The following is an 11,649-nucleotide window of genomic DNA, read 5'->3' on the forward strand; positions in this document are numbered from 1 at the left end:
ATGTCGCTGAATTTCGCGGAAAGTGACGCCGGGCAGGCGCTCAGTACTTGCAGGCGTTGTCCGCCATGTAGTCCGCCACCTTGATCTTGCCGACGACGATGTCGGCCTTGATAGCCTCCACCTTGGTCTTGAGCGCGGGGCTGATCAGCTTGCTGTTGTGCTGATCCAGCGCGTACTCGACGCCGCCTTCCTTCAGGCCCAGCACCGAGACGCCGGCCTTCCAGCCCTTGAGCACGTTGTACACGGCCACGTCCACGTTCTTGACCATGGAGGTCAGCATGGTGCCGGGCTGCAGATGGTTCTGATTGCTGTCCACACCGATGGCCAGCTTGCCGGCGTCCTTGGCCGCCTGGTAGACGCCCGAGCCGGTACCGCCTGCCGCAGCGAAGACGATGTCCGAGCCCTTGGCAAATTGCGACTTGGCCAGCTCACCGCCGCGCGTCGGGTCGTTCCAGGCGCTGGAGGTGGTGCCGGTCATATTGGAGAAGACCTCAGCCTTGGGGTTGGTCGCCTTCACGCCTTGCTCGAAGCCGCACTGGAACTTGCGGATCAAGGGGATGTCCATGCCGCCGACAAAGCTGACCTTGCCGGTCTTGCTGGTCAGCGCGGCCATGGCGCCGACCAGGTAGCTGCCCTCGTGTTCCTTGAACACCACCGACTGCACATTGGGCGCGTTGACCACCGAGTCGATGATGGCGAACTGAGTCTTGGGGAAGTCCTTGGCCACCTGCTGCAGGGCCGAGGCCTGGGCAAAGCCGATGCTGATGATGGGGCTGGCGCCACGCTCAGCCATGCGGCGGATGGCCTGCACGCGCTGGGTGTCGTTGCTGATCTCGAATTCGAGATAAGGCTTGCCAGTTTCCTTCTTCCAGCGCTCGACGCCGCGGTAGGCCGATTCATTGAAGCTCTTGTCGAACTTGCCACCCATGTCAAAAATGACAGCGGGTTGCCCGGCCTGGGCCAGCGCCGACAGGGACAGGGCAGACAGCGCAAGAGTCACGGCGGCACGAACAAACAAAGGTGTGGCGATCATGGCAGCAGGAATGGGCAGGCACATCGGTGAAAGAACGCCGTCGGGGCCATCTGGGCCGGCCGGCAGCGCGGGGTAGGGCTTCGGGCAGATTGCCCCCGTCTTTTTACGAACGCCAGACGGTAGTCGACATCGGGCGCTGATTGTAAGAAAACTCAGTGTATCGGCTGATAAAGGAAAACGCTAAACGTTTGCGCGCCCCATTTTATGCATTTGCGCAACTGCGGCGCTAGGCAGGGACACCCACTCGGGTGGGCGCTTTTCCAGCCCGGAAATGGCCACGGGCTTGCTGGCAACTGGCGCGCCCCTGCACAAGTCCGCAGCACCTCACGGCCCACAGCGCGCTCGGGGCTCGAAACACCCCGCGATCCACCCGGCCGGCGCCGGCCCTGGCTGCAAGCCCAGTTCACCCAAGACTGAGGCAGCGCAAACCCACGCGGCATCTGACCCGCCCATCGAAGCCTACAATGAGAATAATTCTCGATTGCAAATCGCCGGCATGATCTGAAGGGCACCGGGCCCGCCAGAACAGCAGCCGACGAAGCAACCAAGCTCCGCCACCCGTGCCCGACAACGCACCACGCCTCGCATGACCGATCTCAGTGCCTCCAGCGCCCTGCCCGCCGCGGCGAGTGCACCCCTGACTCACAACACCGCTATCGACGACGCCAAGCCCAGGGCCGGCAACACCGCCACCTTGGCGCAGCTCGACCTGGGTCAGGCCATGCAGGTGCTCGCCGTTCGGGCGCCTGCCCACGCGCCGGAATGGGCCGACTGGTTGGCCGAAATCGGTTTCCTGCCCGGCGAAGCGGTCAAGATCCTCGACCGCGGCCTGCCCGGCGGCGATCCGCTGGTCGTGCGCATCGGCCAGTCCACCTTTGCCCTGCGTCGCGCCGAGGCGGCATGCATCCAGGTGCAAGCCCCGCATGACCCGGAGCCAGCACATGGCTGAGGCGGTCATCCATGTGCACCGGGGCGGGCCGCTGCTGGCCCTGGTCGGCAACCCGAACTGCGGCAAGACCGCCCTCTTCAACCGCCTGACCGGCAGCCAGCAAAAAGTGGCCAACTACGCTGGCGTCACCGTCGAGCGCAAAGAGGGCCGCCTGCTCAGCGCCGCCGGCCGAGCCCTGCGCCTGCTCGACCTGCCCGGCACCTACAGCCTGAACCCGCGCTCGCCCGATGAGCGCGTCACCTGTGATGTGCTGGCCGGCCGTGCGCGCGGCGAGAAGCGCCCCGATCTGGTGGTCTGCGTGCTCGACGCCACCAATCTGCGCCGCACCCTGCGCCTGGTGCTGGCGGTGCAGCGACTGGGCCTGCCCTGCGTGGTGGCGCTGAATATGGCCGACCTGGCCGCCCGGCGCGGCCTGACCATCGACGCCGAGGCGCTGTCGCGTGAGTTGGGTGTACCCGTGCTGCGCACCGTGGCCACGGCGGGCGAAGGCGTGACCGAGCTGAAAGCCCTGCTCGATGACAAAGCGGTCTGGGCGCCGGGCGCCCTGCCCCACAGCGAGGCGGACGGCGACCACGAACGCATCAAACAGATCCTGCAGCGACTGCAACTGGATCAAGAGCTGCCTGAGCTGCCCAGCGATCGCCTCGACCGCGTGTTGCTGCATCCGGTGGCCGGCCCGCTGATCCTGGCGGCCGTGCTCTTCCTGCTCTTCCAGGCCGTGTTTGCCTGGGCTACCGGGCCCATGGATCTGATCAAGGACGGCATGGCCGCGCTGGGCGAGTGGGTCGGCGGCGCCCTGCCCGAAGGCTGGCTGCGCAGCCTGCTGGTGGACGGACTGATCGCCGGTGTCGGCGGCGTGCTGGTCTTCCTGCCGCAGATCCTGATCCTGTTCTTCTTCATCCTGATCCTGGAAGAAAGCGGCTATCTGCCGCGCGCGGCGTTTTTGCTGGACCGTTTGATGGGCAGCGTCGGCCTCTCGGGCCGCAGCTTCATCCCCTTGCTGTCCAGCTTTGCCTGCGCCATCCCCGGCATCATGGCCACGCGCAGCATCGCCAACCCGCGCGACCGCTGGGTCACCATCCTGATCGCGCCGCTGATGACCTGCTCGGCCCGGCTGCCGGTCTACGCCCTCTTGATCGGCGCCTTCATCCCGGCGCGGCAGTTGGCCTGGGGTTTGCAGTTGCAGGGCCTGGTGCTGTTCGGGCTCTACCTGGCCGGCATCCTCGGCGCCCTGTGCGTGGCCTGGCTGCTCAAGCGCTTCACCCAAAGCGGTGGGCAGGTGCGGCCGCTGATGATGGAGCTGCCGGCCTACCACTGGCCGCATCCGCGCAATATCGCCCTGGGTCTGTGGCAGCGCGCGGTGATCTTTGTGCGCCGGGTCGGCGGCATCATCATGGTGCTGACGCTGCTGCTCTGGCTGCTGGCCAGCTTTCCTGACGCGCCCGAAGGCGCCAGCGAGCCCGCCATCGTCTACAGCCTGGCCGGCATGCTGGGCCGCGGCCTCGCGCCGCTGTTCGAGCCTCTGGGCTTCAACTGGCAGATCTGCCTGGCCCTGGTGCCGGGCATGGCCGCGCGCGAGGTGGTGATCAGCGCCCTGGGCACGGTCTACGCCCTGTCCAGCGGCGGCACCGATGCGGCCGAGGCCTTGAGTCCGCTGATCGCACAGAGCTGGAGCCTGCCCATGGCGCTGGCCCTGCTGGCCTGGTTTGTCTTTGCGCCGCAGTGCATCGCCACCCTGGCCGCCGCCCGGCGCGAGACCGGTGGCTACAAGACACCTGCGCTGATGCTGGCCTACCTCTTCGGCCTGGCTTACCTGGCGGCCTGGCTGACCTTCAAGATCAGCAGCGCCTTGCTTGCCTGAGGCCGAAGGCGATGTTCACGAATCTCTGGCCACGATCCCGTGTAAACCCTGAGGCTCAAAGCCCAATGCAGCCCCCACACTGCCGGGCCTGCGCACGCATGGCGTGAGGTCGCCACTGCGCGCTGCCAAAGCAACAACAAGCATGTCTCGAAGGAAACCCATGAAACTGAACCAGCTGATCGCCGCCCTGATCCTGCCTTGCGCCGCTGCCGCCGCATTTGCCGCCCCGGCCAAGTACGTGATCGACGACCAATCGACCGCCAATCTGATGGATCAAGCCTCGGCCGAAGCCATCTGGTTGAAGAGCATCACCCCGGCCACGGTCAAGCTGTTCCCGGCCAAGGCCTGGGGCTTCCTGAGCCAGGTGGAGGGCGGCATCGATGTGGCGCAAAAAACCTGCGTGATCACCGCCCGCGCCGTCGTCGTGCCGCGCAAGGGCAAGGAGTTGCTGTTCAAGCCCGCCAAGAGCGCCACCACCTTCGGCGCCGCTCCCAATGCCACACCTGAACAGTGCAAGGCCCTGGGCAAGGCCAAGCTGGAAGAGGCTGTGCAAGCCCTGGCCGGCGCCATGGGCACCAGCAACTGATCCTTCCCCGGACATTCCCCGGACATTCCCCGGCGCAGCGCCTTGAACGCTGCCAAACTCAGCCCGCCGTCTCCCGACGCGCGGGCTTTTTCTTTGGCTTTTCTACCCACACGGTCGGCGGGTCGGCCGCTAGACTGGGCCGATGGAGTTCCTGCCCGAACACATCCACAGCGAGGCCAGCCTGGCCAAGGTGGTGGCCATGTTGCGGGCCAGCCCGGTGTTCGGTGCGCTCTCGCACGCCATCATCGACGAGCTGGCCGAGGCCATGCAGGAATGCCTGGTGCGCGGCGGCGAGACCCTGCTGCGCGAAGGCGAGGACTCCGACTCCATCATCTTCGTCATCAGCGGCGGCCTGCGCGTGACCCGGCGCGGCCCGAACGGGCAGCTGCTGCTCTACAACCAGATTCAGCCCGGCCAGAGCATTGGCGAGCTGGGCCTGATCCTGCAGCAGCCGCGCGCCCAGGACGTGACCGCCGTGCGCGACTCGCGCCTGGCCGTGCTCAGCCGCAGCGCCTACGAGGCTTTGTTGCTGCGCCACCCCGGCGAGCTGTGCCAGGTCTTTGTGCAGGCCGTCTACGAACGCCTGCGCCCGCAGCATGACGCCCCCAGCCACCAGCGCATGGCCCAGACCTTTGCCCTGCTGCCCCTGCAGCCGGCGCTGGAATCGGACGGCTGCGCCACCGCCCTGGCCGAGGACCTGTGCCGCTGCCTGAGCCTGCAAGGCCGCGCCGCCCATGTGCGCCAGCAGGCGGCACGCCCCGACGAGCCCGCCCAGCTGCTGCTCAACGGCCAGCCGATGGCGCGCGAAGCCCTCGCGCATCTCGAAGACGAACACGACTTCATCGTCTACCAGGCGGCCTGCGTCCCGGGCGAGCTCACACAGGATGCCGGCGCCGCCAGCGCCCTGCCCTGGACCCGCTTTGCCCTGCGCCAGGCCGATCAGCTGATCCTGCTCAGTGGCGCCCATGCCCCAGCCGCCCCCAGCGCTGCCGAACGACAACTGTTGGCCGAGGACGGCAGCGCCGCCTTGAAACGCCAGCATCTGGTGCTGCTGCACGACGCCCACGAGGCCCAGCCCGTGCTGCCCGCACCCTGGCTACAAGGCCGCGAGCTGGAGCGCATCTACCCCCTGCGCCGCGCCCGACTGGGCGACACGCAACGCCTGGCCCGCTTTCTCACCGGCAGTGCCCTGGGGCTGGTGCTGGGCGGCGGCGGCGCGCGCGGTTTTGCCCATCTGGGCGTGCTGCGCGCCCTGCAGGAGCATGCCCTGCCGGTGGACCTGATCGCCGGCAACAGCATGGGCGCCCTGATCGCCGCGCAGTACGCTTGCGGTCACAGCCTGGATCAGATCCTGGCGCAGACGCGGCGCTTCGCCGCCGGCGGCGAGCGCCTGACACTGCCGTTGGTGTCCCTGGTGGCCGGCCGAAGGGTCGAGCGCGACCTGCGCCGCCTGTTCGGCGAGCGCCTGATCGAGCAGCTCTGGCTGCCCTTCTTCGCTGCCGCCTGCAACCTCAGCGAAGGCAACACCAGCACCCTGGACCAAGGCCCGATTTGGCGCGCCGTGCTGGCCAGCAATTCGCCCGCCGGCCTGTTCCCGCCGGTGCTGCAGGGCGGCGCCCTGCTGGTGGACGGCGCCATCCTCGACAACGTGCCGGTGCAGGCCATGCGCATGCGCCTGGGCACGCCGCTCGAGCGGCGCCGCGGCAACGGCAGCATCATTGCCGTCGATGTCGATGTGCGCGAGAACCTGCGTGCCGACCAGGGCCTGCAGCGGCTGAACAACTGGCAGGTGCTGAAGCGCTGGCTGCGCCCCGGGGCTCCAGCCGCCCCCGGAATTGCCGACATCCTCTACAGCGCCGGCCACATCGGCAGCCTGGGCCAGCGTCAGCGCGCCCGGGCTCAGGCCGACCATTACCTCGAGCCACCGGTGGCGAAGTACCCGCTCATGGCCTACAGCCAGGGCGCCGAGATCGCCGAGCTGGGCTACCGCCACGCGATGGAACACATCGAACAATGGGATCGCACACAGCTGCTCAATTTGAAGCCCAGGGACTGAGCGCCGGCAACCTGGCGCCCGATGCGGCAACGCACGCCAGCGGCCGCCTGCCCCCCCCCGCAGACCTGAGCCAATCACCGCGCCTGAGCCGCCTGCTGCCACTCTCGCTGAGCCAGCGCGAAGTCTGGCTCGATCAGCGGGCCTGGCCGGGCAGCAGCCATCTCAATATCGGCGGCGGCGCCGTGCTGCGCGGCCCTCTGAACATCGCCCGCCTGCATGCCTCGCTGCAGCACCTGGTCGACCGGCACGAAGCCTTGCGCCTGGTGCCTCGCAGCGACGGCCAACAGCTGCTGCTGGCCACGCACCCGGCCCGGCTGGAGGTGATCGAGCTCCAGGAATCCAGTGACACCGAAGCCGAAGCCGCCATGGCCCGGCACTGGAATGCCCGCATGGCCGAGCCGTTTGAGCTCGGTGAACAGCCGCCCTGGCGCTTCATCCTGCTGCGCGCCCATGCCACCCTGCACGGCCTGAGCATCCAATTCCACCACCTGGTGATGGATGGCTGGGGCACCACCCAGCTCATGCAGGCCTGGAGCACGATCTACCAAGACCTGGGCTCGAGGGATGACGAGAGCACCGACTGCACGGGCAGCAATGACGATTGCAGCGTCGGCGCCAGCTACATCGCCTTCATCGAGGACTCGAAGCGCTATCGGCAATCGGCCTTGTTCGAGCGCGATGCTGGCTATTGGCAACGCGAACTGGCACCGCTGGCTGCGCCCGGCCGCAAGCCCCTGGTAGAACGACGGCGCATCGCTCACGCGCCACCAGGACCCGCCCAGTTGCCGGCTGCTCATCTGATCCAGCTGAGCCTGGACAAGGCGCCCTATGCCGCGCTGGAGCAGCGCGCTCGCGCCGAGGGCTTGAGCAGCTTCAATGTCTTGCTGGCGGCCCTGGCGCTGTACTTCGGCCGGCTCAGCGGCCAAAGCCAGGTGTTGGTCGGTGTACCCAGCTTGAACCGCAGCGGCCAGCGCTTCCGCCACACGCCCGGCATGTTCACCGGCCTGCAATGCCTGCGCCTGGACCTCGAACGCGCCGGCACTGCCGGCGGCCTGATGCAGCAAGCGAGCGCCCAGATGCAAGCCGCATTGCGCCATGCGCGCTACCCGCTGAGCGAACTCGCCCATGCCTTGCCAGGATTGCACCTGCCGGGCCAGGGCGAGATGCTGGAGTTGCTGCTGTCTTTCGAACGTCAAGACTACCGACTGCCCTTTGGCGAAGCGCGGCTGGAGGACTCGCGCCAACTCTTCAGTGGCCGCGCGCGCTTTCCCCTGGCGCTGACCCTGTGCGAGTTCGATGGAGGCGCCGCACCCGCCCTGGTGTTGGAGGCCAGCGGCGACTGCTTCGAGGCTGCAGAAGCCGCTCTGCTGGCGCCCCGAATCTGGCATGTGGCGCGGCACCTGAGCGAACATCCCGAGTGCCCGCTGGATGCTGTGAGCCTGCTGCCCGAAGAAGAGCACTGGGCCCTGATTCACGGCCTGCACAAAGACCTGGCGTCGCAGGAGGCCCCGCAGCCCTGGCTGCACCAGTTCTGCCATCAGGCCGGCTTGCAGCCCCAGGCCTGCGCCTTGGTCTGGGATGGCGCGGCTGGCACGGAGACCATGAGTTATGGCGAGCTGCTGCTGCGCGGCGAAGCGCTGGCGCGACAGCTCCGCGCCCTGGGCGTCGCGCGTGAGCAGGTGGTGGCATTGGCCATGGAGCGTTCACCCGAGCTGGTGGTGGCATTGCTGGGCATCGGCCTGGCAGGCGCCGCCTTTCTACCCCTGGACCCGCAAGCCCCGGTCGCCCGCCTGAGCGGCGTGCTGATGGACAGCGGCGCACAGGCCCTGCTGCTGGACGCCGTCAACCCATCAGGCGTCGAAGCCCTGGCCGAACTGCCGGGGCTGGGCTCGCGCTGCCTTCGTCTGCCCCTGCCTTTGCCCGAGGCGAGGGACAACGAAGCCGACGAGCTCGCTGGCGACGCCCCGAGCCACGATGTGGCCCGCCCCGAGGACCTGGCCTATGTGCTCTTCACCTCGGGCTCCACCGGGCGGCCCAAGGGCGTGATGGTTGAACACGCGGCCTTGAGCCGGCGCCTGGCCTGGCTGGCTCGTCGCTGGCAGATCACGCCGCAGGATCGTTCGATCCAGGGCACGCACCACGGCTTTGACCCGGCCCTGATCGAGCTGCTGCTGCCGCTGAGCCTGGGGGCCAGCATCGCCCTCCCCCCACCTGGGCGTTTGCATCCACGCCGACTGGCCGAGCAAATGGCCCGACATGGCGCCACCTTCGGCGCTTTTGTGCCCAGCACGCTCGCGGGCCTGGTCGAGGCCTGGGCACAGGCCCAGCGTCAAGGCCTGCCCGCACCCAGCCTGCGTGTGGCCTGCTGCGGCGGTGAGTTGCTTTCCCCCGAATTGCTGCGGCGATTCCAGTCGCTCTGCAGTGCCCAGCTCTACAACCTCTACGGCCCCACCGAGGCCTGCATCTTCAGCACTGCCTGGCCCTGCGAACCCTCGGCCCAGCCGCCCGATGGGGATGAAGCATCCTCAGGTATTCAAGCGACTGACGTGCCCCTGGGTCGCCCAGTCGATGACACGCGCATCCATGTGCTGGACACCCTACTCCAGCCCATGCCCTTCGGCGTCAGCGGTGAAATCTACATCGGCGGGTCCGCGCTGGCTCGCGGTTATCTGGGGCGCCCCGAGCTGGACGCCCAACACTTCGTGCCCGACCCCTTCCTACCCGAACAGACCGGCGCCCGCCTGTATCGAAGCGGCGACCGAGGCTGGCTCGACCCCCAGGGTCTGCTCCACTTTGGCGGCCGACTGGACCGCCAGGTCAAGCTGCGCGGGCAGCGCATCGAGCTCGGAGACGTGGAAGCCGCCTGCCTGCACTTGCCCCTGGTACAGCAAGCCGTGGTGCAACTGCTGCAAGAGCCCGGCCCTGCCCATCTGCACGCCTGGCTGGCCGGGCCCGAGCTCCGAGATGAGCACCTGCCCGCACTGTGGGCCGGCCTGCGCCTGAGGCTGCCCGAGGCCATGCGGCCCAGTGGCATCACGCTGCTGCCGGAATTGCCGGTCAATGCCCAGGGCAAGTTGCTCACCAGCGCCTTGCCTCAGCCGCAGGCCAGTGATCGAAGCCCCGCATGCCCAAGCACGGGCCAACTCCGGCCGCCGCAACCCGGCATGGAGCAGCGTCTGCTGAGCCTCTGGAGCGAAGCCCTGCCGGCCGCCGCCCAGGCAGCTGCCGCCCTAGGCCAGCATCTCGATCTGGACGCGGACTTCTTCGCGCTGGGTGGGGACTCACTGGCCGCACTCGGCATTCTGGCCAGCCTGGAGGACGAGCTGGGCCGCCGCCTTCCGCTGCAGCTGATGCAGGAGCATCCCAGCATTGCCAGCTTGGCCCGCGCCCTTCGCCGACCGCCGCGCCAACCAGGCTTGCTGCGTGCGCTGCCGGCCCGCGGACCAGGCCGCTCGGCGAGCGAACCGGTGCGGGCCCAGCTCTTTGTGGCCGCATCCGGCCACGGCGATGTGCTGCGCCTGCAGCAGCTGGCCGATGCGCTGCCAGTCGGGCTGCAACTCTTCATGCTGCAACCGCCCCTGGACCACCGCAAGCGCAGCCTCGAAGAACTGGCCCAGCTCTATGCCGAAGCGATGGCAGCAGTGCGTGAGACGCCCCTGCCTTGCTGGCTGGCTGGCTTTTCCGTGGGCGGCGTCACGGCCCTGGCCACGGCCGCGCTGCTTCAGAAGCAAGAGCTGCCGCCGGACGGACTGATCCTGCTGGACAGCATCCACCCCGAGGCCGTGCTGGGCGGCACCGCCTCCTGGCGCACCCTGGGCTGGCTGGTGCGCAAGCTGCACGTGCAAGACCTCAGCCTCAACGGCCGGCGCCTGGGCGCGATGTTCAGCGACCCCGGTCTGGTCAGCCAGGTACAGGCGCTGCGTGGCCATCGCTGTCAGGCGTTCGACGGGCCCGTGCTGCTGCTGCAGTCAGCCGGATTGGCGCGCTGGCAGCGCATGCTGTTCCAGGGCTGGCAGCGGCTGATGCCGCATCAGCTGCAACGCCGCCAGATCGCAGGCACCCACGGCTCGATCTTCGAGCCCGCCCATGTCGATGATCTGGCCCGCGCCTTGTCACAGTTCATGGGGCACACTGAGGACGCATGACGCCTCATTCCCCTGCACCGCCGGGCCACGACACGACGCCGGGTGGTTCCAACCACCGCACGGACCGATCTCGCCTGCGCCGGCGCCTGCGCATGCTCTGGCTCCTGCTGGCGCTGTTGCTCAGCCTGAGCCTGATCTGGGCCCATGGCGATGGGCGAGAAGCCTTGCAAGCGCAAACCCTGCTGCCGCGCCTGCAAGCCCTGGGCCAGGCCCTGGGGCCGTTGGGGGTGATCGGCGTGATGACAATGGCTCTGGTGTTGGCCGTGCCCCTGATGCTGATGACCGTGCTGGCACTGGCGGCCCTGGGCCCGGCCCTGGGCATGACCTGTACCTTGACAGCGGGCGTGCTGGCGTCGGGGCTGAGCCACAGCATCGGCCATGGCCTGGGGCACGCCGCCTTGCGAGAACTGGCCGGCCCGCGGCTGCAGGCGATCAGCCAGGCACTGGCCGCGCGCGGCCTGATGGCCGTGATCCTGATTCGGTGGCTGCCGATTGCCCCTTTCGCCTTGGTCAATATGGTGGCCGGAGCCAGCCACATCCGACTTCGCGACATGCTGCTCGGCACCCTGCTCGGCATGCTGCCGGCCACGCTGGTCCTGGCCTTTTTCATGGATGCACTGATTCAAGCCTGGCACGAGGCCAATGCCGCCGACGGGGCACGGCTGCTGGGCGCCTTGCTACTGCTCGCCGTGGCTGCGGGCCTGCTCAGACGCTGGATGCGCCGGCGCAGACCTGAACGCTGAAACGGCCGCGCATGCTCGGGTTGAGGCCCCGGGTTGAGGCAAGAGATGGATCAACCCGTGTCGGCAAGCCCAGAAACGAAAAAACCCTCAAGCTTTCGCCTGAGGGTTTTCATGTTTTGGGGTGGCTGATGGGACTCGAACCCACGACAACAGGAATCACAATCCTGGACTCTACCAACTGAGCTACAACCACCGTCGAGACAAAGATTATAGACCGGATTTTGTGATCAGCGCAAGTCTTGATGAAAAATCTGCTGAGCCACGAAAGAACCCAAT

Annotated in this window: 7 protein-coding genes and 1 tRNA gene; 6 read left to right on the forward strand and 2 right to left on the reverse strand. The window is 67.9% G+C overall.

All coding sequences use genetic code 11. The annotated features are described in order from the left end of the window. Positions 1 to 40: 40 nt before the first annotated feature. A complete protein-coding gene (locus OOB33_RS18585) occupies positions 41 to 1,033 on the reverse strand; it encodes a BMP family lipoprotein (RefSeq protein ID WP_271009738.1) in 993 nt (330 codons plus the stop codon). Positions 1,034 to 1,619: 586 nt separating this feature from the next. Here OOB33_RS18585 and OOB33_RS18590 point away from each other — a divergent pair. From OOB33_RS18590 to OOB33_RS18615, 6 genes are all read left to right on the forward strand, one after another. Continuing rightward, positions 1,620 to 1,982 (forward strand): FeoA family protein, encoded by a 363-nt coding sequence (locus OOB33_RS18590; RefSeq protein ID WP_271009739.1) that lies wholly within the window; start codon positions 1,620 to 1,622, stop codon positions 1,980 to 1,982. Beyond that, a complete protein-coding gene (gene feoB, locus OOB33_RS18595; RefSeq protein ID WP_271009740.1) occupies positions 1,975 to 3,843 on the forward strand; it encodes a ferrous iron transporter B in 1,869 nt (622 codons plus the stop codon). Before OOB33_RS18590 ends, feoB begins: the two co-directional genes overlap by 8 nt. Positions 3,844 to 4,003: 160 nt before the next feature. Beyond that, complete coding sequence (locus OOB33_RS18600; RefSeq protein ID WP_171828030.1) at positions 4,004 to 4,429, forward strand: hypothetical protein; 426 nt, start codon at positions 4,004 to 4,006, stop codon at positions 4,427 to 4,429. 142 nt (positions 4,430 to 4,571) lie between these two features. Next, the gene (locus OOB33_RS18605; RefSeq protein ID WP_271009741.1) at positions 4,572 to 6,485 is read left to right on the forward strand and encodes a patatin-like phospholipase family protein; all 1,914 of its coding nucleotides are present in this window, start codon (positions 4,572 to 4,574) and stop codon (positions 6,483 to 6,485) included. Continuing rightward, positions 6,443 to 10,630, forward strand: coding sequence for a non-ribosomal peptide synthetase (locus tag OOB33_RS18610; RefSeq protein ID WP_271009742.1), 4,188 nt, complete (start codon positions 6,443 to 6,445; stop codon positions 10,628 to 10,630). Before OOB33_RS18605 ends, OOB33_RS18610 begins: the two co-directional genes overlap by 43 nt. Beyond that, a complete protein-coding gene (locus OOB33_RS18615) occupies positions 10,627 to 11,373 on the forward strand; it encodes a TVP38/TMEM64 family protein (RefSeq protein WP_102767060.1) in 747 nt (248 codons plus the stop codon). The genes OOB33_RS18610 and OOB33_RS18615 overlap by 4 nt, the downstream gene beginning before the upstream one ends. Positions 11,374 to 11,490: 117 nt before the next feature. Here OOB33_RS18615 and OOB33_RS18620 read toward each other — a convergent pair. Beyond that, positions 11,491 to 11,566: transfer RNA gene (locus OOB33_RS18620), tRNA-His, on the reverse strand. Between the last annotated feature and the right edge of the window lie 83 nt (positions 11,567 to 11,649).

The organism is Paucibacter sp. B51, assembly GCF_027863535.1.
GTDB lineage: Bacteria > Pseudomonadota > Gammaproteobacteria > Burkholderiales > Burkholderiaceae_C > Paucibacter_A > Paucibacter_A aquatilis.